Origin of the sequence: Psychrobacter sp. NG27, from assembly GCF_016106655.1 — a bacterium.
Taxonomy (GTDB): domain Bacteria; phylum Pseudomonadota; class Gammaproteobacteria; order Pseudomonadales; family Moraxellaceae; genus Psychrobacter.
On sequence record NZ_JADGIN010000002.1, the window covers coordinates 569,620 to 591,423 of the forward strand.

Consider the following 21,804-nt stretch of genomic DNA (forward strand, 5'->3'; position numbering starts at 1 on the left):
TAGATACTGTATTGATTGATTTATCGATAATCGTTTTATGCTAATATCGTTACTATCTGCCAATTTACTATTCACCAAATAGTTATTTAGTCATTGAGTGGCCATTAAAAACAGTCGTTTATCAGTCGAAGGGTGTCATAATGCAGCAATTATCTGGTTTAGCCACACAGCGCGGTGCTAGTGTCACTAATATCGTTCTTATTATCATGGTGTTGGGCATTGCGACTAAATTGATGGTGGCGATCTTACCTGCTCAGATTGGTGACTATCAATTAACCAAGTTGCTAAGTGCCGAACTCAAACAAGCAAATGAAAATAATGACACCGCCAAGCAGTTTGTTGAGCGTGTGAATAAACAGCTCTCTATCAATGCTGACTATAACACTACCGCAGAAGACGTATTTGTATTTACTGATAAAAAAGCAGGACAGTTGGCCATCCACAAAAAATATGAAGTGACCAATAATTTATTTAGCAATATTGATATCGTTAATCGTTTTGAAGACGATATTGATATGGCAGCAGCAGAATAAATCGTCTGATGTATCAAACAGCATGCTAATCTTTTTAGATAAGCCATACAACGTTATTAAACTAAATCTGTAAAACAGAAGGGATAACCACAAGCCACGCATGAAACCAACTTCGCAACATCTCCAAGCGGTTACTACTCCCCAAAAAAATAGCACGTCTGCTGACACACTGGTTGTTAGCTCAGAGTTTATCCAAAGATTAGCAGTGCTAACACGTAAGTTAGGCTATGTTTTTAATGACTTGAGTCTACCAAAACTTGCACTGACGCATCGCTCATTTGATAGCAAAAAAAACTATGAGCGCTTAGAGTTCTTAGGTGATGCTCTTTTGGGTATGATCGTGGGTGAGGCTTTATACCATCGTTATCCTGCTCAAAACGAGGGTCGCTTAACGCGTATGCGTGCAACTTTGGTTCGTCAAGAGTCGCTGGTTATTATTGCTCAAAATCTAGAGCTTTCTAATCATTTGATACTGGGCGTGGGTGAGCGAAAGGGCGGCGGGCGCAATCGTGCTTCTATCTTGGCAGACGCGGTAGAGTCTTTGATTGGCGCTATTTATCTGGACAGCCAAGACATGCAAATCACTCGCAATTGCGTGTTATCTTGGTATGGAGACTTGATCGACAATGTAAACGATCAAAAGGCATTAAAAGATGCTAAGAGCCGTCTGCAAGAGTGGTTACAGTCTAAGCAGTTTGATTTGCCCAACTATGAGCTTATGGAAACGCGTGGCAATGCACCGCATCAAATATTTGTGGTACGTTGCAATGTCAATATCAATAATTGTCCTGACATTACCGAGTCTGGTGAAAGTCGCCGTATTGCTGAACAGAAAGCCGCAGAGCTGATGATCAATCAGCTACACAAGCTTCCAGCCTCAGCCAAAAAACGCTCTTAACCACTATCCAAGAATCATTAACAGCATACTTTTAAATTTATCATGTCGTTTTTAAGCGTATTTATCTTAAAGAAGTATTGATCAGAAGTGCTGACTTAACACTTATTTTGAAAAACCAAATATTGCCAGCCGATCTCTAGTGATGACTTAATTAGCACACGATAAAAGATGATTGGCTGGCCATAAACCCTATAGGATTAACTTATGAGCAATCGTACTGATTTGCCATCAAACAACGAAGACAATACTCACGATATGAATGAAAACCTAGACAATCACCTCAGCCAAAATAATGAAGACAATGTCACATCAGAAAATGATATGGCCATTGAAGAGTTTTTTGCACCAAGCAATAATAACCGTATGTCTGAAGATTTCAGAACAGGCTATGTTGCGATTGTCGGACGTCCAAATGTTGGCAAGTCAACACTGATGAATCATTTATTGGGGCAAAAACTGTCCATCACGTCACGCAAACCACAGACGACGCGTCATCGTATTCATGGCATTTTATCAAACCATGAGATGCAAGCGGTCTTCGTTGATACACCAGGTATTCACCGTAATGAGGTGCGTGCCATTAATGAGCGCATGAACAAAGCGGCAGTATCTGCTCTAGTAGATGTTGATTTGGTACTGTTCGTCGTTGACTCCGATCAGTGGCGTGATGATGACTTATTGACACTACAAAAGCTTGGCGACACCAATTTGACTGTGGTGCTAGTGATTAATAAGTCAGATACCCTAAAAGATAAAGGCAGTGTGTTGCCGCTCATTGAAACCTTCAGCGACAGCTTTGATTTCGCTGATATCGTTCCTGTGTCCGCGCTAAGAAATCAAAACTTAGATCGTTTACAAGAAGTGATTGCCTCACATCTACCAGTGGCGGCGCCTATTTATGATACTGAGCAAATCACAGATCGTTCTGAGCGATTTTTAGCCAGTGAAATCATTCGCGAAAAAATCATGCGTAGTGCTGGTGATGAAGTTCCTTATGATTTGACAGTGCAAATTGACGAATTTAAAGATGAGCCTGCACATACTGACCCAAAAACAGGACGTCCACGTAAAGCCTGTACTTTCATTGATGCAACTATCTATGTCGAGCGTAGTGGTCAAAAAGCCATTGTCATCGGTGATAAAGGCCAACGTATTAAACAAGTAGGCATGGATGCTCGTAAAGATATGGAACAGCTTTTTGATAAAAAAATCATGCTGACATTGTGGGTCAAAGTGAAGCGCGGTTGGTCTGATGATGAGCGTGCGCTCACCAGTCTGGGATACTAACAGCAGCAGATATATTGCTGTCATAAGAATAGTTTATAGATGCTGAGAGCTGAAGGGGATAGAAAATGCGCAATGAAGCGTTAATTGGTTATCTGCTACATCAGCGCCCTTACCAAGAAAAGCGCGCTTTATATTACCTTTTCTCTCAGCAACATGGTGTGATACACGGTGTTGGCAAAAAAGGCGCACCACTGTTCATGCCATTGCAACTTTTTGCTACGGGCAAACGGGATCTAAAAACATTTAGTCAAATCAATATCACCTCACAAATCATTGCTCAAGTAAGCATCGAGCAAGTAGGCGCCGAGCCATCAGATAATGTGCCTACAATATTAGCAGCAGTTCCTTATGGGAATATCAGTGGTCAAAACCAATACGCTGCTTTATACCTTAACGAAATACTCTGGCGACTACTAGCTACCGAAGACCCGATGCCTACCTTATGGCAGCACTATCAAATAAGTCTACAACGACTCAAACAACCTTTAAACGCCAACGAACTTCGCCTTTGTTTGCGCCAATTTGAACGGTACTTGTTTACTGAATTGGGTTTTACGCCAACATTGACGCATGACAACGTTGAAGATGCTATCGAATCTGGTTTTACCTATCAATTTTTACCTGATGTGGGTTTTATGCCGACCCTGCAGAGTGATCCTACCGTACGAAGCGATGAAGTTTCTGAGCACTTAGACAGCGTCACTGGACAGACCATTTTTAGCGGTGATGATCTCATTGAGATGGTAGCGTTAGGAATCAACGAAAAAACATTGAATAACTGGTCAAAGCTACATCGACATTTGATGGATCACTTGCTTGACTATCAACCATTACAAAGCCGTTTACTATGGCAACAGCAGCAGCGTTATCAATAGGTACCTGTTTAACTAGGTGATTGATCTACCGTCTTATGCGCCGCATTTGGTAGGGTGATCTTCATTGAGTTTATGTTTGACTATACCTGCCTGATTAAACGAGATTTGATACATAGCTTGATTATAAGAAGCAGTAGGGCAGTATTTGATGTGTCCAAAGTGTCCTCGAGGTTTGCCGCTATCTCCCCAAAACTTGGTGTAGTGACGTCTACCTCCTACTCGTAATTTCACCGTACTATATCTAAGTTTCAAATCCTGCTGAGTCAACAACACATCAACGTCGCTATCAAAATGTTTGTTATTGTTATTGTCCACAAACAACAATAGCACCTCATCACTGTCCCTGTGACATCGCCCGCCATTGTTGGATAAGCAAACCAAGACGTCTTGTCTACTGATATAGCTTTCAGCTCTGGCTAACGAAAGCGTGTTTTTAAGTTGGTGTTTGACCCGCTGAGACTCTAAACGTGCTAGGTGCGTTAAGATGCTTGGAACGGCGATAGTAGCAATAATGCCTAGCACGGTGATGGTTACCAAAAGCTCAACGAGTGTGAACCCGTGGGCGCCTTTACTACCTAACGATTTAGATATCGATGCGGATTGAGATAAGTATGATTTTAATGACTCAGTATATATAGCTGATTGGAGTAGTGAAATAGGTGGGCGATAGATGAATAATATTGATTGACTACAAACTCTACTACTTATCAAAACTCGTATGAGTGAGATAATAGTATTGAGCTTGAGATAACTTAACGAAATCTTATGAAGTAATATCATGAGGTGCTACATCCTATAGCAGTCCATTATAGTAATAAAATGAGGTTCCTTATCTTTCATCGTGTATCGCAGCGACTGTTTAGAATGCTTTTGCAATTAATCGCAGTTTTTTAAAATATGGGCTGCATACAAAATTGGTACGTTGTCTGATTGTTTAGTGTATTAAAAAATGTTGGGTTTCATAATATAAACAGAATATATGCCTAGTGTCAAAAAATGTTTCAATTAGTGAATGCTTTATATTAACAATAGAGAAAAAGGAAAACTTGTATTAAAATATGAACAGTAAATAGCTATTGCTTGGTTGGGGAATTATTATGAACTCACATACAAAAGATAAAGATCGTAAGGTGTGTTAGTTCTAAGTAACCTAGTTTGCTTATTGTGTTTTGGTTACAACATTATCGTGTAATAATGTGTAGCTCCTTAACGAAAAAAGTTGTAAACTGGATTGATAATCGCTAAGCTACGTCTTAATTGGTTTTGCTTTGTAACTTAAAATGCGCAAAAGACGTCTACTTTACAGCGTCTTGCGAATCGGTTTTGCTTAACGCATTACTAAAATTATCCTTTGGAGGAAGTCCATGAAATTGAATAAAATAGCTTTAGCCCTTATTGCTGTAGCGGCTGTACCTATGGCAGCTAATGCTGGTGTCACTATTAGCCCGTTGCTACTTGGTTATCACATGACTGAAGAATTCAGTGATACATCTGACAAACAGCGTGATTCTTTTCGTACTGGTAAAGATCTGTATGTAGATGCTAACGGCAATTCAATCGATGGCCGTGCTGGCAACCAAACTAACGGCGGCGTAGCTAAAGAAAGCAGCCTATATACTGGTGCTGCGCTAGGTATCGAATTGACTCCTTCTACTCAGTTCCAAGTAGAGTATGGTGTGTCTGACGCAAACGGCGAAGCTTCTGAAGATTCTGCTGATGCAGGCGTTAACCGCTTTGATATCGAACAAGAAATGATCTCTGGTAACTTCTTGATCGGTACTGAAGAATTTACTGGTTATACTGACAGTGCGTTGAAGCCATATGTGCTAATAGGTGCTGGTCAATCTAAAATTAAAGTAGAAAACCAAGAAACTTATGTTAACAGTAATGGCGCTACAGTTGCTGCTGGTACTGAAGTTAATAGCTCTAAAGACACTATCGGTAACTTAGGTCTAGGTGCTATGTATCGTATCAATGACGCGCTAAGCCTACGTGGTGAAGCTCGTGCGATTCATAACTTTGATAACAACTGGTGGGAAGGCATGGCTTTGGCCGGTCTAGAAGTTGTACTTGGTGGCCATCTAGCACCTACAGTAGCTGTACCGCCAATGGAAGAGCCAATGGTTGACACTACTCCAGTAGTCGTTGTTGAAGCTGACCTTGATTCTGATGGCGATGGCGTACCTGATAGCATCGATGCATGCCCAGGCACTCCAATGAACGTTGTAGTTGATGAGCGCGGTTGCCCAGTACCAGTAGATATTACTGATGAGCTGAAAATGGAACTACGTGTATTCTTTGACAACGACAAATCAGCTATCAAAAACCAATACAAGCCAGAAATCGCTAAAGTAGCAGAGAAGATGCGTGAGTATCCTAACTCTACAGCACGTGTAGAAGGTCATGCTTCTAAAACTGGTCCTTCAGCACGTTATAACCAACGTCTGTCTGAAGCCCGTGCCGTTGCTGTTAAGTCTATGCTAACTAACGAATTTGGTATTGCTCCAAACCGCCTATCAACTGTTGGTTACGGTTATGACAACCCAATCGCTTCAAACGACACTGAAGAAGGTCGTGCTATGAACCGTCGTGTTTATGCCATCATCACTGGTGACAAAACAATGACTGTTGAACAAACTAAAGATATGGTTGTTCAATAAGTAGTAGTTAGCGAATGAGATAGTCAAATATAAAGTTACAAAAAAAGCCACCCACTGGGTGGCTTTTTTCATTTATGCATTGATAAAAGTAAGTTATTACATAAATTTATGAATCAATAATGTTATACTAGCCACCGAAACATTCTGTAAACTGACAGAATGTACATTAGCATAGCTATCTGTATGATGAATTTATCAGAATAGATATTTGATTCTATTGATATTTTTTGAATGAAAGCATTTATTGTGCATCATTTAGGATTCAATATTTGTCTATCTGGTTGATGATAATAGTTTATCCAGCGGCGCTTATTGCTACTGCATTTTTTTAAGACGACACGAGCATTTTATATGGCGAACGATATCAAACACCTGCGTAACATTGCAATTATTGCCCACGTTGACCACGGTAAAACAACTTTGGTTGATAAGTTATTACATCAGTCTGGTACTTTTGGCGACCGCGCAAACATTGCTGAACGTGCAATGGATTCAGGTGATATTGAGCAAGAACGTGGTATTACCATTTTGGCTAAAAACACAGCCATCCGCTGGACAGATCATACTTCAGAAACTGAATACCGTATCAACATTGTAGATACCCCAGGTCACGCCGACTTTGGTGGTGAAGTTGAACGCGTTATGTCAATGGTTGACTGCGTACTTTTGGTTGTTGATGCTGTTGACGGTCCAATGCCTCAGACTCGTTTTGTAACGCAAAAAGCGTTCGAGCAAGGTCTAAAGCCAATTGTTGTTATCAATAAAATTGACCGTCCAGGCTCACGCCCTGATTGGGTTATGGATCAAATCTTTGATTTGTTTGACAATCTAGGTGCAACTGACGAGCAGTTAGATTTTCCAGTTGTTTACGCATCAGCGTTGAATGGTATTGCTGGTCTAGAAGCTGACAATTTAGCTGACGATATGACCCCACTATTCAAAACAATCGTTGATGTTGTACAGGCTCCACAGGTTGATGCTGATGCGCCGTTCCGCATGCAAATCTCAAGCCTAGACTACAACAGCTTTGTTGGTGTTATCGGTATTGGCCGTATCCAACGTGGTAAAGTCAAATTGAACACGCAAGTTACAGTTATTGACAAGCATGGCAATACACGTAACGGCCGTATTCTAAAAATCATGGGCTATCATGGTCTTGATCGTATTGATGTTGAAGATGCACAAGCGGGTGATATTGTTTGTATCACTGGTATTGATGCACTTAATATCTCAGATACGATTTGTGATCCAGCTAATGTTGAAGCATTACCAGCACTAACGGTTGATGAGCCAACAGTTTCAATGAACTTCCAAGTAAATAACTCACCATTTGCTGGTCGTGATGGTAAGTTTGTGACGTCACGTAACATCCGTGAGCGTCTTGAGCGTGAGCTGATTCATAACGTAGCACTACGTGTAGAAGACACTGAATCTCCAGACAAGTTCAAAGTATCAGGTCGCGGTGAGCTTCACTTATCTGTGCTTATCGAAAACATGCGCCGTGAAGGTTTTGAGATGGGTGTTTCAGGCCCAGAAGTTATCGTTAAAGAAGTTGATGGTAAACTACAAGAGCCGTATGAAAATGTTGTGTTCGATATTGAAGACGGGCATCAAGGCTCTATCATGGAACAAGTTGGTCTACGCAAAGGCGAGATGACTAACATGGAGCTTGATGGTAAAGGTCGCATGCGTATTGAAGCGACTATACCTGCTCGTGGTCTGATTGGTTTCCGTTCTGAGTTCTTAACATTGACTTCAGGTAGCGGCATCATGACTTCTAGCTTCTCACATTACGGTCCACAAAAGATCGGTGATGTTGGTGGTCGCTCTAACGGTGTATTGGTTTCTATGGCTAAAGGTGTTTGCCTAGGCTTCGCACTGTTTAACCTGCAAAAACGTGGTAAGTTATTTGCTGAGCCACAGCTTGAAGTTTATGAAGGTATGATCGTTGGTCTGAATTCTCGTAACGATGACATGACAGTTAACCCAACGACGGCTAAACAGCTAACTAACGTACGTGCTAGTGGTACTGACGAAGCATTGACGTTGACGCCAGCGGTTAAGTTCACCCTTGAGCAAGCACTTGAATTCATTCAAGATGATGAGTTGGTTGAAGTAACACCTAAAGCGATTCGTCTCCGTAAGCGTCATCTGACTGAAAGTGAGCGTAAGCGTCACGGCCGTGCCAAGAAAGGTGCTTAATATAAGCGAGGGAATTATTCAGTAATTCTCATTGTTTATGTTTGATACTCGCACGAGCTCCAGTAGGGGATGAGCGTGAGTATCGAGCAAGTAAAAAAAGCAGTATAGAGTGAGCAAATTATCGTTCACTTTATGCTGCTTTTTTTTGTGTTGTAATTGTTGAGAAATACAGACAGAATAATAAGCAGTAGCAAAGTATTCATTTTTTGTTATAAAAGCTAAAGTTGAAGTAATTTTTAGACAGTGGTCTATTGGTAAATAAATTTTTAGGAGAAAATGATGAGTATGGTATCAGAGTTTAAAGAATTTGCTTTAAAAGGCAATGTAATGGATTTAGCAGTCGGTGTGATCATCGGTGGGGCTTTTGCTACCATTACAAAATCCTTGGTAGATGACATTATCATGCCAATCGTCGCGTTTATCTTCGGCGGCGAGATTAACTTTAAGAATATGTTTTTTGTCCTAGGTGATGCGCCGGATGGGATTGCCATGACTTATGATGCACTCAAAGAAGCGGGTGTTCCTGTGCTGGCATACGGCAGTTTTATCACGGTACTTATTAACTTTCTAATTTTAGCCTTTATTATCTTTATGATGGTCAGAATGGTCAATAAAATGCGCCGTGCTGATGAAGTAGAAGAGATTATAGAAGAAGCGGTAGAAGAGCCTTCAGAAGAAGTCAAATTGCTTCGTGAAATCAGTGCCAAATTAAGCAAATCTAACATGATCAAATAGTATGACACCATAAAATAATAAAAGAGGCCAACATTATGTTGGCCTCTTTTATTGTTTTATGACTGTTTTATAATAAATATTATGGCGTAACAATCACGTAGTCATTGGTATTAATTAAAATCTCTGAAGGTTGGTCAACGATAATACGCACCGTATTATTGTCAATAACCTGTGATTTGTAGTAATTATCTTCAGCAACGGTACAGCCTAGGCATCGTCCCATCGCATCCCAAGGCTCAACAAATAGCTTTTGCTGTGCTTGGTCGGCATTACCTCCGATCAGTGAAAAAGGTAAACTTACAAGATAAGCTGCCGTACCAGCCACCGCATTGACAAGCTGTAAAGGCTTGCCAACAACAGTATCAGCAACCATGGTTCCATAAGAAGGTCCAAAGTCAGCTTCATCAATTTCTATCGCTGCAAAGGTCGGTTGCATAGTGGCAACGACCAAACCTACTGTTGCAAACACTGTAAAGAATTTCTGCTTAACAGTGCGTCGGGTCTTGGCTTTAACAGTCATAACGATATCCTAAAACTCATCAGTAGTATGATTAGTGGCTGCTGCTATTTTCACACAGAGACAACTTCCCTATACAAACAATGCGGCAACGATAAGCAGGTCTAATATTACAGCTACATAAACGGTAAATACTATTTATGTAAGCGTTAGCTCTATTAAAGCAAGATGTGGATTAATAAGCAACAAAAATGCGCGCGATAAATATATGGCTGTTCAAAATGGCCTAATGACAGTACAGATGCGAAGTAATTCGACTGCACTATCTGCTAAGGGTACTGACGATTTTTTGGGTACTTTATTTTCAACCTATTTAGAGTGCCATCGAGTAAGTTGAAGATATATCCTAGCTTATCGGTTGGCAATGTGGACAATAAACACTGGCTCTGCCATTGAGCTTGATGTTTTCAAGCACAGTATCACAGGCCAAACACGGCTCACCTTGTCTGCCATAAACATTCAAGGTTTGCTGAAAATATCCCGTTTGACCACTTGCCACAGTAAAGTCTCGTAGAGTTGAACCACCAAGTTTGATCGCTTTTTTCAAAATATCTTTTATATGGTCAACCAAAATCACCATTTGCTCATAAGAGATTTGGTTGGCAGGAGTGGCAGGATGGATACCTGATAAATATAAGCTTTCTGTTGCATAGATATTGCCAACACCAACCACCACTTGCTGTTCCATGATGACAGATTTTATCGCTCGAGCAATAGGCTGTCGTCGTTTATTGGGCAGAGTATTATCGGCTTTGCTATCGAGCTCATTTCCATCAAGTACAGTAATACGTTGAATCAAACCATACAGATAATCTGCGGTAAACACATCAGATAGGGGTTCAGGACCTAAATGGTCTAATAATTTAGGACCGTATTCTTCATGCCACAGCACTGAGCCAAAACGTCTGGGATCATAGTAGTGTAGTTGCGATTTGGTATGAGCCGTATCAGCAAAGGTAATCACTAGGTGATCATGCTTGCGTTTATCAGTACCATCGCTGTGCTGTTGTAAGCTGCCTGACATGCCTAAATGTATCAGCAATTGTCGCGCTGCGACCATATCAGTCAAAACTGATGCATGATCATTGATGACTACGGGCAAAAAATTAAGTATCAGGTACTTTGCTCGGCGCTCCACACTCTCTAATGTGTAATTGATTAAGGTATTCAAGTCATCTGGCATTGCCCAACGCAGTTTTGGCTGAAAGATCTGCACCTCAACTACTTGTTGCCCTAAAAGCGGTGCAAGGCTGGTTTTTGTGGTTTCTACTTCTGGTAATTCAGGCATGGTTTTATGACAACTGTATTATAAAGTGGATGACTGAGCGTGCAGGTCTCATGTTAAATAACCGCACGGCGCGCATGCAAGATACCATGTTGCTGCTCTAGTTTTGCCAGTAGTTTAGATAAGTGAGCCAGCCCTGAGACCTCAATATGAAACTTTAAAAAGGCAATATTGTCATCGTTGCTCAGTGTTTGAACTTGACGGATATTGACGTTTTCTTTGTCAATAATCTGTGTCAAATCTCGCAATAGACCGCGTCTGTCGTACGCTTCCACATGTATATCAACGGGCTGATAACGACCAGTTTGTACTTGCCAAGCGGCTTCTATTTTACGCTCAGGATCACGCTCAATTAAACGTAGATATTCTGGGCAGCCACGGTTGTGAATACTGACACCTCGTGACAAGGTGATATAACCCGTAATAGGCTCACCATGTACCGGATGACAACAGCCTGCCAAATGCATCTCGATATTATCGAGTCCATCGATATGGATTTTGTAGGCACCAGGTTTGCCTGTGTCTTTGTTATCTATATTCAGTACAAAGTCTTCTGGAGGACTTTCAGGTTCTAGATGTAATTGCCGAGAAATATGACTGGTCAGCTGATTGAGACCAATCTCACCTGTGACGAGTCCAACGATAATATCGTCTGTTGTATGGACATGAAAATGCTGAATATAGTCATTCAAGTCGATACTATTGGGATGGACGGATAAACGCTCAAGCTCTTTGCTTAGCATTTGGCGACCTATCTCAATATTTTTATCACGGTCTTGTTTATTGAACCATTGACGCAGTTTTGAGCGCGCGCGATTGGTGTGTATATAACCCAATGACGCGACCAGCCAATCCCGATTAGGCTCACGTGAGGCCTTGGTGATAATTTCAACTTGCTCACCCGTTTTTAGCTGATAGGTCAGCGGCACATAGCGCTGATTGACGCGAGCTGCTTGCGCGCGATTACCAACCTGGGTATGCACATAGTAGGCAAAATCAAGAACCGTTGCGCCCTTTGGCAGCTCAGTGATATCACCATCACGACTAAAGATATAGATGCGTTCAAGCTCATCAAAATCTACCAGTTGCTCTTCTTCATCAAACTCTGTGTCATCTATCTCTTCACCTGTCAGTAAAGCAGAGCGTGGCTGGTTGCGAGTGTCGTTATTGATAGAAAGCAGCTGACGCAGCGAGCTGATTCTCTGGTTTAGGTAGTTGTCTTTCTTATTTTTTAGACCTTCTTTGTAATTGACGTGCGCGCACATACCAAGCTCAGCTTCGAAGTGCATTTCGTGGGTACGAATCTGTACTTCAAGCGACTTGTTTTTTGCAATGACTGCCGTGTGTAGCGAGCGATAGCCATTGGACTTGGGATTGGTAATATAGTCGTCAAACTGTTCGGGAATATAGCGCCATAGACCATGTACCAAACCTAGCACATGGTAACAGTCTGACGGATTGGTGACCAATACGCGTAATGCGCGGATATCGTAAAGCTGATCAAACGACAAGCCTTTGAGCTTCATTTTGCGATAGATAGAGTAGATATGTTTGACACGTCCAGACACTTCGCCTTCGATATTGGCATTGGCCAATGATTCGTTAAGCTTTTCTTCCACACGCTGAATATAAGCCTCACGCTCGCTACGTTTTTCTGACAATAGTTTGGCAATCTCTTTGTATCTATCAGGAGCCAGATAACGAAAGGCCAAGTCTTCAAGTTCCCACTTGAGTTGTGCGATGCCTAACCGATGCGCTAATGGCGCATAAATAGTCATGACTTCACGGGCAACACGAGTTTGGCGCTCTTGATTAGAAAATGTCAATTCACGCATTGCAAAAGTGCGCTCAGCCAGCTTGATGAGCACCACGCGCACATCATTAGTAACAGAGATGAGCATGCTGTAGATATTGGATAGCTGATCGCGCTGGTTATTGGCGAAATGATCCTCTAGACGCTTATTACTTTCAATAATCTCCGACAGTTTACCCATCGCGAGCGTATCTTTGACGAGCGTTAAAATGTCTGGGCCAAAGTTTTTTTCGATCTCAGAGAGACTAATGATGGATTTACGCGCACTACGATAGAGCATCGCGGCGACCAGCGCATCTTCGTCTTGATAGAGATAGGTCAATATGTCGGTCATGCCAATACCAGTGACATACGCACCTGAACGCTCAGACTCACTCGTATTCATATGACTGCGGATAAACTCGCAGGCAGCACTCAGCTCAGGCACAGACTCTTGTCCGATACGCTTAGCGACATTGTTTAGCCAAGTAGGCACATCGATATTGGCTTGGTCTAAGTCAATCGTTTCTGTGCTTTCGTTTGCGTTTGCGCCTGCATCGGTGTTGTCTAAATACCCATCATCGAATGTAGGGTCTAAACCATCATAATGGTGCGCTGCTGAGCGATCAAAAGTTGTATGTAGCTTATGAGTGGCCAACTGGTATTTGATATCGAGGGGAATTTGGGCGTAACTATTGGCAGACTGCTGAGAGCGTTGGCTCGCCACCAGTTGCGCGGCAAGTGTCGCACTATCGGCCTGTGTGGTCTGTCCATCCACGAGTGGTAATCCTTCACGAATTTTTACCATAGCCGACTCCTCTTAGCTATTTTGAATTGATTATAACCTCATCTACTATGCACACACTTTGAATTGACGATTCATAAAGTGCTAGCTATAAACCAATACAACTGCTAAAAATGTCATTTTTAGCAGCCATAAGATGCGCGTAAAATATATAAAGCTACGGGTGCAAATACTTCTGAAAACCTTCTTTAAAATATAAGAAGATTGTTTACTATTATCTCACTTTGAAACGACAAATCAAGCAAGGCTCTGTAATGACTGCCGTTAATTAGGCTAGATAATCGCTATTTATTGATAAAAATTCTGACATATTTCGATTAGAGCTGTATCAATATAAAGATGGCTATTCTGACACCTTTATAGCAATCTAACCAACACTACTTAAGCCAAAATCAATTCATATCAGTCAAGCGATAACAGTCCATATTAAACCGCTACTTTTTCAAAGCGAGCGATAGATTCGACATGACCTGTGTGGCAGAACATGTCCATTACGCCAGCATGCGTCAGACGATAGCCTTGCTCTAACAGGGCTTTGGTATCACGTGCGAGGGTTGCTGGATTACAAGAGACATAAACGATGCGCTCAGCATTGAATTTTGGTAAATACTGCATGATGTCCCAAGCGCCCGAACGCGGTGGATCAATCAATAATGCATCAAAACCCTGATTGGCCCATGGCTTGTCAGTACAGTCCTGCGTCAAATCTTGGCTATAAAACTCAGTGTTGTTGATGCCATTGCGACGCGCGTTGGTAGCGGCACGCTCAGTCATCGCTTCACTGCCTTCGACGCCAATCACTGAACCGGTCTCGCCAACCAAACGGGCGAGTGGTAAGCTAAAGTTGCCTAGACCGCTGAATAGATCCAGTACTCGCTCGCCTGCTTTTAGGTCCAGCAAGTCACAAGCCAGCTTAGTCATCTGACGGTTGACCGATAGATTGACTTGGGTAAAATCCGTAGGGATAAACTCAAAGGTCAGATCATATTCTGGCAGTTGATAATAAAGACGACCAAATTGCTCGCTCAAATCATCAGCATCCGTCAAGGCAATACGTTGGATGCTATCGACGCCTTTAGACTGCAGATACAGCTGCCAATTGCGCGCGGCAAAAAATACTTTTAACTTATCTATGTCAGCATCTGATAGCGGCTCCAAGTTACGCACGATCAGAGCAACCGGCTGATTGCCATCAGGTAGCTCAGGCATTTGCTCGCCCATTGCCAGCTCAAGCTGGGCAATTTTGTCACGGCTCTCTAATGTGCTGATGAGCATTTTTAGGTTTTCAATCTCAAAACCAATACGCGGGTCTAGGATATGGCACTCATTTAGCTCTGCCAAAAAGTTACTTGAGCGCTCACGAAAGCCAACCAGCGCGGTTTCTTTTTTGACGACATAGCGCACGCCCAAGCGCGCCTTAGTACGATAGCCGAGTCGATCACCAATCACAGGGGCAAGCCAGTTGTCAGGCTCGACATTGGCTTGATGAATCAGCATTTCGGCCAATACAGATTGTTTAAAGTTGATTTGACTGTCTGGCTGCCAATGCTGCAAGTTACAGCCACCACAAACGCCAAAATGAGGGCAGGGCGGTACAGTACGTTCAGGATTTGGGTTGGCAGTGATGCTGATCGCATCGCCTTCCTCAAAACTGGCACGGCTATTGGTTATTTTGACCAATGCGCTTTCACCTGGCAGCGCAAAACTGACAAAGGTTGTTTTGCCATGCTTGTCTTCAGCATGACCATCGTCAACCCCAAAGCCATTGCCATAGATGGCAACACCGCGACCATCATGCGACAATCTCTCAATGGTAAAAGGAATCGGTTCTGCATCTTTTAGACGACGACGTGTTTTTGATGAAGGCTTAGATTTTTTCTTACTTGGTGGAACAATGATAGTTTGGCTATCGTTGGCGGGTGACGTCGCATCAGATACTGTCGCTGTGTTTGAATCAGTGGGTTGCATAAACCTGCCTCAATAATAAATGATAAATAACTAAAAATAGGGGATAAAGATGACCAATAGTGCTGTTTTACAATTTGGGTGCCGATGACCAGTCAGCGATAAATGCTTTATGACGCGGTACGTTGTCTACTTGAATGTAGGTAGCAAGATAGTCAAGGCTCTGCTGCTGCCACGCTTCAAAGTCCTGTGAGGATAGCTGTCCTGTCAAACGTAACCAGCGCAGATAAATAAGCCAAGTATTCATGACATTAGATTCGCAGTATATGGATAGTGTCTGCCAATCATCATGATCGACCAGTGCGCCAACCATACTGCCATCAATGTCTGTTTTACCCGGTAATCCGTATAAACTTGCGACAATATCCATGGCTTCGCGGCGGCTAGCACCATACTGGCTAAACCGATCCATCAGGTCAAGGTGGCGCGTGTGGAAGCGGTTGACATAGTTGTCAAAACGCATGTTTTTGATACGTTCGCCTTCCTCAAACAGCCATGGCGCTGATAAATCATATTGCATCGCACGATATATCAGCACAGGAATGTCAAAGCCTGAACCATTCCAGCTAATCAGCTGCGGCAGGGTTTTGGTATCATTAAACGCCCGAAAAAACTTGGCAAGCATTTCTTGTTCACTGAGCTTATCGGCAGTCAACGAAAATATGGACAGCTTACCATCTTTTATATATAAGGCAGAGATACAGACAATACGCTGTAGCGGCAAGCGCATAAAATCATGTCCTGCCTCTTGCGTGCGTATAGCTGTCAGCGCGCTTAGGGCATCTGCATCATTGAGCTCAGCCAGTTGCGGATAGATACGGCGCGCCGCATCGACATCGGCAACCGTCTCAATATCAAAGACCAATATAGGATCAGAGGGTAAGGCTTGTGACATAGATAATCCTGACTATTTATAAGCTATATTCAAATCCATATAAATCCGCTACATCGTCATCCTCGCTAACCATACTAATGTATAGCTTGCACTCAGCTTCCTTGTATCGAACTTATTTGAACTCAACTATACTTGTGATAAATGGCTTTTATAGAGGGCCGTTTTATAAAGTTGCTGATAAAACCACCCTTTATAAAGTTACAGCGCTGTATTATCTGCGCTATCATCGACATTGTATAAACCTGTCGACAAATAACGATCGCCGCGATCGCAAACAATAAAAGCGATGACGGCATTGGGGTTGTTTTTGGCCACTTGGGTCGCTGCCCATGCGGCTGCACCTGAAGACACACCTGCAAAGATACCTTCTGTTTTGGCCAGTTTACGCATATAAACTTCAGCAATACGCTGATCGATATCCATCACTTCATCGATTAAATCTGCATCATATATACCCGGCATATAAGCGGCAGGCCAGCGGCGGATACCAGCGATAGAAGCCTCTTCATCAGGCTGTAGACCGATAATTTTGACCGCTGCGTTTTGCTCTTTCAAGTAACGAGAGACACCTGTAATAGTGCCTGTCGTACCCATTGAGCTAATAAAATGGGTGATTTTACCACCAGTTTGAGCCCATAGTTCAGGCCCTGTGGTTAGATAATGTGCTTGGCTATTATCAGGGTTATTGAACTGATCCAATACCACTCCTTTGCCGTCCGCTTGCATCTGTAATGCCAAATCACGAGCCGCTTCCATGCCCTCGTCCACTTCGATCAACGTCGCACCATAGGCAATCATGGCATCTTTGCGTTCTTGAGTCGAATTGGTTGGCATCAATAGCGTGATAGGATAGCCGCGCATCGCCGCGACCATCGCTAGCGCAATACCTGTATTGCCACTGGTGGCCTCAATAAGCATATCGCCAGGCTTGATATCACCGCGCTGTTCTGCTTGGTAGATCATGTTAAAGGCAGGGCGATCTTTTACAGAACCTGCTGGGTTGTTACCTTCAAGCTTGGCGAGTAGCATTGCACCGTTTTCGATGCGCTCTTGCTCAGGTAGACGCTGCAGTCTGACCAGCGGCGTTTGACCAACACAGTCGGCGAGGGTGGTAGTCTGTGTGATGAAGTTGGCATTTGACGTGGCCGTAGCAGACATAAGGTATCCTTATCTATTTTTAGAGAGACTCTTTTTAAGTGGCAGTATTCAAGTGACGATATTTAAGTGAAGCATTGAGGCTGATCACGGTTTTTATTGTTTGATCATAATTTGAGTCAGCCACTTTGTATATTGGTTTATGGTGATAAGTGACGCAAAACATATAGGCGCTATAACACCCTCTCATATGTCATGATGGTATGATTATGAGTGATTTATGGTGGCAAATAAAAAGTTGCGTCATTATATCATTTTGTTGTCAGCTGCGCTTATCGCATCAAGGATGAATGGTCACTATATTTGCTGATGTCTGATAGATAGGCTGGCTAGGATACTGTTAAGACAATTGCACATTGCACGCCATACATCATGTACTGTACATTGAGAGCATCAAAATACGATGAGATACCCAGTCAGTTTTGCATCACATTCGATAGTTTTGAATGACGTCTGATAACAATGCTCAACATCCACGGCACCACCCTTAGTAGAGAGTAACGCTCGCATGGCATATAAAAAACGTTTTGATACCAGTAGTGCTTATGGTCAGTTGATAATACTGGTGTTTTTGCCTATCTGTGTACTGGCCGCGGTCGGTGGTATTCTAGTATTTCATGAGACCATGCGTGCGAGCGATTCAGAGCAGGAGGTGCTTGCTGAGGCGGTGCTGATTCGTTATACACCCGCCATTGCTGCACTGATTCCTGAACTATTAGAACAAGAGCAACAGCAAACAGGAAGTAATATCGGCAACATGCCGCAAGCGGCGATGACAACGCTGACGGGTATTCAAGACAAGCTTGGGCGTATGCAGTCTGAGCAGCATGTACAGCGTATCGCTATCATCAATGAAAGCAATCAAGTGCTGGCAACAGTAGGGTATGGGCTCAATGAAGAGTGGCCTTTAATCAGTGACTCAAAGCAGTTTTTGTCACAGAAGCCAACGCCTGTGGGCACCGCATATGGCAGTGTGCTTGGCGAATTTGAAGGTGAGACTCTATGGCTATTGGTCGATATGGACAACGAGCCTCTGTATATTGCCCGCTATCGTATCGCGATGGCATTGGTGATTACAGGTTTGTTTACCATCTTAATCTTATTGCTCAGCCTCAATATCTACTCAAAACGTTGGATCGCCCCGATCTATGAGCTGCGTTTGCAGTTGCAGCGTACCCATGTCGATAATCTATACCAGCCTGTGCCCGTAGAGTCGGATGGTGAGCTTAACTTGCTACAACAAGATTTGGTCAGGACGCTGCGCCGTTTGCATCGGAGTTTTCAGGAGCTCAAAGACCATGCCGAACAAACGGAAGATGATCTGCGTTTGGCATTTGATGAGATGGAGATGCAGAATATCTCTATTCGAAATGCGCGTGATGCGGCAATCTCAACCAGCCAAGCCAAGTCAGCATTTTTGGCGAATATCAGTCATGAGCTACGCACACCGCTGAACAGTATTGATGGTTTTATTAATTTGCTGGCGCGTCATGGTGAGCTCAACCCCGAACAAGACTTGTATGTACAGACCATTCGCAAATCCTCTGCGCATTTGCTCGCTTTGGTGAACGATGTGTTAGATTTTTCTAAGATTGAGGCTGGCAAGTTGGTACTAGATCGCCATGAGTTCGATCTGTATGACACCATTTATGATGTGGTTGATATGCTCTCGCCTGTGTCCTCTGAGAAAGGTCTGCGTATGGCGGTGCTGTTTTACAACGATGTGCCCATGCGTATCAATGGCGATGCGCTGCGCCTCAAGCAAGTATTGACCAATATCGTGGGCAATGCGATAAAGTTCACCGATAGCGGCGATGTGGTGGTACGTGTCAGTTTGGACGACCACCGCGACAACCATCTGATGATTAGCGTGCAGGATAGTGGCAAAGGGATCTCTCTTGCCGATCAAAAAATGCTGTTTCAGAGTTTTAGCCAAGGTGATCCTTCCATCACACGCCAATACGGTGGCACGGGACTGGGACTGGTAATCTCTAAGCAGTTAATACGCTTGATGGGCGGCGATATTGGGTTTCATGACAATGCTCAAGAAAATATCGCCAATCAAGGTGCAACGTTTTGGTTCCGTATGCCAGCCCATGTCGATGTGCTAGAGGCTGCGACGGGTCAAACGATTGAGCTACCAGTCTTAGCACCACTTGCAAGTGACACAGATGAGTTCAATGTCTTGGTATGGATCAACCATACCGCTTCAATACAAGTACTCAAGGCCAGTCTGCAATATTTGCCGATTAAGCTGACGCAAGCTAACTCGTTACCAGGTGTGCTTGAATCCCTAAAAGAGTACGGCAACTATTGGGATTGGGTCATTGTGGATGATGACACTCAAGACGATATGATGGCGTTACTCAAACAGATTCGTCTGCATTATCAAGGCAAGCTTGCGGTGTTTGGCTATCAAGTAGCCGCTGACCAAGCACTACTGAACCGTTATCATGCCAACATATTGTATGAGCCACTAGACAAAAGACAACTCTACGCGATGCTCGACACCCAAAACCGCAACAAACCCAAAAATATTCAAGAACCGCGCTGGAAAGGGGTGACCGTACTGGCAGTCGATGATCATCTGCCCAATCTACTGGTACTCGATGCGTTATTGAGCGAGCTTGGCATCCATGTTATCACCGCGAGCAGTGGGTTCGATGCGATAGAGATCATCAGTAAGCAGCAAACCAAAAATATCAAACCTGCAAAAAATGACACGCAAAGTCTCTCGAATAAGACACAGTTGTCTAAAGCCGAAGCACGTGATGAGCTGAATAAAAAACCAAACCACACGATTTATGCAGAAGAGGCCAGTACGGACGACAAGCTAGCTACTCAAGATAAAAACAGCATCGATCTGATCTTTATGGACATTCAGATGCCGCGTATGTCGGGTCACGAGGCTGCCAAGCAAATCCGAAACATTGAGACTGCCGATAGCCATATCCCTATCATCGCTCTGACCGCACATGGGTTGGCAGATGAACGTGACAAGCTGATTGCTAGCGGTATCAACGACTATGTGGGTAAACCCATTAGCCAACCGCAGTTATTACAAGTGCTACAAAAATGGCTAGGGCGCAAGAGCACCACGTCGCCACTGGCCACATTGTCTGATGCCAGTTTACCAAACAGTGATTTGCAAGGTTATGGCCTACAAGGCTCTGATCTACAAAATGCTAATCTACAAAGTACGGCGTCACATAATGCTGATGGGCAAGATATAGGTTCGCAAGACATTGCTGGATTAAAAAATGACTCAAGCACTAGTGATACAGCTAAGTCATCCGGTCAAAAACCTGCCAGTTATCCTGTCCTAGTAGGGAATAACAGCGGTCATCATCGGGCCTCTCATATGTCAGATGAGACCAAAATTACCCGTCCACTATCATTGAAAAAAATCCGTGACGATTATTTGCGCGATAGCCAGCCTCGTGAAGATTACAGACGAGAAACGACGCGTGAGACCCAGCCGCGCTATGAGAGTCTGCGTCTACATAAGCAGCCAACAGATAGTGCTCGCGCAAGCGACAATAGAGACGATGCGACTCACTCACAAGCATATGAGCAAGTCAATAATGATCAAGGTAAAGACAATATCAGTAAAAGTGACACCTCTGACATTTTAGATTGGCAAGATGCGCTGACTCGCTCAGCGAACAAGCCTGAACTGGCTGCCAAATTGATTACCATGATGCTCGACACAATTGATGACGAGAAGCAGGCACTCACCCAAGCATGGGAGGCGGGTGACCGTCATATGTTGGCGCAAATAGCCCACCGTATCTTAGGTGGTAGTCGCTATACAGGGGTGCCGCAGCTTCGCCAAGCCAGTCAGGATCTAGAAGATAAGTGCTTGTTAAATGTGCAGCATACGACACCTGTACAGTTTGCGATGATTGAACCCTATTATGAGGCGCTGATAGCTGCACTCAATAATTTGCAAGCCGTGGATTTGTCTTCTTACTCTCAGCTTAATTATCATCGTTTGAGTGAAAACGATATGACGTGGAAAATGATTTAACGGATGACAGGGTTTATAGCTGTCTGGCGGTAATATAAAAAGTCATGAGGTATTTGGATAACGTTCTTTAGATGACTATTTTGTGTATGCGACATTAGACGTTGTCTATCGTACCCTATAGTCAAAGAAATCTAAAATGGGTACAAGGCAACCGACTACAAATAGTACAT

Annotated in this window: 15 protein-coding genes; 8 read left to right on the forward strand and 7 right to left on the reverse strand. The window is 43.2% G+C overall.

The window, feature by feature from the left end; translation table 11 throughout:
* Positions 1–140: 140 nt before the first annotated feature.
* The 4 genes from IP485_RS05810 to recO all read left to right on the forward strand — a co-directional run bounded on the left by IP485_RS05810 (position 141) and on the right by recO (position 3,593).
* Entirely contained in the window at positions 141–533 is a 393-nt protein-coding gene (locus tag IP485_RS05810) for a DUF4845 domain-containing protein (protein WP_227686423.1), read from the forward strand.
* Between the two features lie 100 nt (positions 534–633).
* Positions 634–1,431 carry a ribonuclease III gene (gene rnc / locus IP485_RS05815; protein ID WP_197174584.1) on the forward strand — a complete coding sequence of 266 codons (798 nt, stop codon included), beginning with the start codon at positions 634–636 and terminating at the stop codon, positions 1,429–1,431.
* Between the two features lie 321 nt (positions 1,432–1,752).
* Positions 1,753–2,718 carry a GTPase Era gene (era, locus tag IP485_RS05820; protein WP_413787018.1) on the forward strand — a complete coding sequence of 322 codons (966 nt, stop codon included), beginning with the start codon at positions 1,753–1,755 and terminating at the stop codon, positions 2,716–2,718.
* A 65-nt stretch (positions 2,719–2,783) separates the two neighbouring features.
* On the forward strand, positions 2,784–3,593 hold the full coding sequence (recO, locus tag IP485_RS05825; protein ID WP_198326404.1) for a DNA repair protein RecO: 810 nt from the start codon (positions 2,784–2,786) through the stop codon (positions 3,591–3,593).
* A gap of 33 nt (positions 3,594–3,626) precedes the next feature.
* Here the strand turns inward: recO and IP485_RS05830 are convergent, their stop codons facing one another.
* Complete coding sequence (locus IP485_RS05830) at positions 3,627–4,229, reverse strand: GspH/FimT family pseudopilin (RefSeq protein WP_413787019.1); 603 nt, start codon at positions 4,227–4,229, stop codon at positions 3,627–3,629.
* 728 nt (positions 4,230–4,957) lie between these two features.
* Between IP485_RS05830 and IP485_RS05835 the strand changes: the two genes are divergently transcribed.
* The 3 genes from IP485_RS05835 (at position 4,958) to mscL (ending at position 9,190) form a co-directional block, all read left to right on the forward strand.
* A complete protein-coding gene (locus IP485_RS05835; RefSeq protein WP_198326406.1) occupies positions 4,958–6,253 on the forward strand; it encodes an OmpA family protein in 1,296 nt (431 codons plus the stop codon).
* 351 nt (positions 6,254–6,604) lie between these two features.
* Positions 6,605–8,455 carry a translational GTPase TypA gene (typA, locus tag IP485_RS05840; RefSeq protein WP_198326407.1) on the forward strand — a complete coding sequence of 617 codons (1,851 nt, stop codon included), beginning with the start codon at positions 6,605–6,607 and terminating at the stop codon, positions 8,453–8,455.
* Between the two features lie 279 nt (positions 8,456–8,734).
* Positions 8,735–9,190, forward strand: a complete 456-nt coding sequence (gene mscL, locus IP485_RS05845) for a large conductance mechanosensitive channel protein MscL (protein WP_197174580.1) — start codon at positions 8,735–8,737, stop codon at positions 9,188–9,190.
* A gap of 79 nt (positions 9,191–9,269) precedes the next feature.
* On the opposite strand, the gene IP485_RS05850 is transcribed toward mscL, so the two are convergent.
* From IP485_RS05850 to cysM, 6 genes are all read right to left on the reverse strand, one after another.
* Complete coding sequence (locus IP485_RS05850) at positions 9,270–9,710, reverse strand: hypothetical protein (RefSeq protein WP_194363683.1); 441 nt, start codon at positions 9,708–9,710, stop codon at positions 9,270–9,272.
* A 343-nt stretch (positions 9,711–10,053) separates the two neighbouring features.
* Positions 10,054–10,995 (reverse strand): bifunctional DNA-formamidopyrimidine glycosylase/DNA-(apurinic or apyrimidinic site) lyase, encoded by a 942-nt coding sequence (mutM, locus tag IP485_RS05855; RefSeq protein ID WP_198326408.1) that lies wholly within the window; start codon positions 10,993–10,995, stop codon positions 10,054–10,056.
* 53 nt (positions 10,996–11,048) lie between these two features.
* Entirely contained in the window at positions 11,049–13,592 is a 2,544-nt protein-coding gene (locus IP485_RS05860; RefSeq protein WP_198326409.1) for a RelA/SpoT family protein, read from the reverse strand.
* Positions 13,593–14,015: 423 nt separating this feature from the next.
* Positions 14,016–15,557 carry a 23S rRNA (uracil(1939)-C(5))-methyltransferase RlmD gene (rlmD, locus tag IP485_RS05865; protein ID WP_198326410.1) on the reverse strand — a complete coding sequence of 514 codons (1,542 nt, stop codon included), beginning with the start codon at positions 15,555–15,557 and terminating at the stop codon, positions 14,016–14,018.
* Positions 15,558–15,624: 67 nt separating this feature from the next.
* On the reverse strand, positions 15,625–16,449 hold the full coding sequence (locus IP485_RS05870; RefSeq protein ID WP_198326411.1) for a 3'-5' exonuclease: 825 nt from the start codon (positions 16,447–16,449) through the stop codon (positions 15,625–15,627).
* Positions 16,450–16,647: 198 nt separating this feature from the next.
* Entirely contained in the window at positions 16,648–17,607 is a 960-nt protein-coding gene (gene cysM / locus IP485_RS05875) for a cysteine synthase CysM (RefSeq protein WP_198326412.1), read from the reverse strand.
* 505 nt (positions 17,608–18,112) lie between these two features.
* Here cysM and IP485_RS05880 point away from each other — a divergent pair.
* Entirely contained in the window at positions 18,113–21,634 is a 3,522-nt protein-coding gene (locus tag IP485_RS05880) for an ATP-binding protein (protein WP_198326413.1), read from the forward strand.
* Positions 21,635–21,804: the final 170 nt, after the last annotated feature.

What these genes read in the sequence shown, in the direction of transcription:
- IP485_RS05810 (WP_227686423.1), top strand. Translation starts at nt 141, where the DNA reads ATGCAGCAATTATCTGGTTTAGCCACACAGCGCGGTGCTAGTGTCACT.
- rnc (WP_197174584.1), top strand. Translation starts at nt 634, where the DNA reads ATGAAACCAACTTCGCAACATCTCCAAGCGGTTACTACTCCCCAAAAA.
- era (WP_413787018.1), top strand. Translation starts at nt 1,753, where the DNA reads ATGGCCATTGAAGAGTTTTTTGCACCAAGCAATAATAACCGTATGTCT.
- recO (WP_198326404.1), top strand. Translation starts at nt 2,784, where the DNA reads ATGCGCAATGAAGCGTTAATTGGTTATCTGCTACATCAGCGCCCTTAC.
- IP485_RS05835 (WP_198326406.1), top strand. Translation starts at nt 4,958, where the DNA reads ATGAAATTGAATAAAATAGCTTTAGCCCTTATTGCTGTAGCGGCTGTA.
- typA (WP_198326407.1), top strand. Translation starts at nt 6,605, where the DNA reads ATGGCGAACGATATCAAACACCTGCGTAACATTGCAATTATTGCCCAC.
- mscL (WP_197174580.1), top strand. Translation starts at nt 8,735, where the DNA reads ATGAGTATGGTATCAGAGTTTAAAGAATTTGCTTTAAAAGGCAATGTA.
- IP485_RS05850 (WP_194363683.1), bottom strand. Translation starts at nt 9,710, where the DNA reads ATGACTGTTAAAGCCAAGACCCGACGCACTGTTAAGCAGAAATTCTTT.
- mutM (WP_198326408.1), bottom strand. Translation starts at nt 10,995, where the DNA reads ATGCCTGAATTACCAGAAGTAGAAACCACAAAAACCAGCCTTGCACCG.
- IP485_RS05860 (WP_198326409.1), bottom strand. Translation starts at nt 13,592, where the DNA reads ATGGTAAAAATTCGTGAAGGATTACCACTCGTGGATGGACAGACCACA.
- rlmD (WP_198326410.1), bottom strand. Translation starts at nt 15,557, where the DNA reads ATGCAACCCACTGATTCAAACACAGCGACAGTATCTGATGCGACGTCA.
- IP485_RS05870 (WP_198326411.1), bottom strand. Translation starts at nt 16,449, where the DNA reads ATGTCACAAGCCTTACCCTCTGATCCTATATTGGTCTTTGATATTGAG.
- cysM (WP_198326412.1), bottom strand. Translation starts at nt 17,607, where the DNA reads ATGTCTGCTACGGCCACGTCAAATGCCAACTTCATCACACAGACTACC.
- IP485_RS05880 (WP_198326413.1), top strand. Translation starts at nt 18,113, where the DNA reads ATGGCATATAAAAAACGTTTTGATACCAGTAGTGCTTATGGTCAGTTG.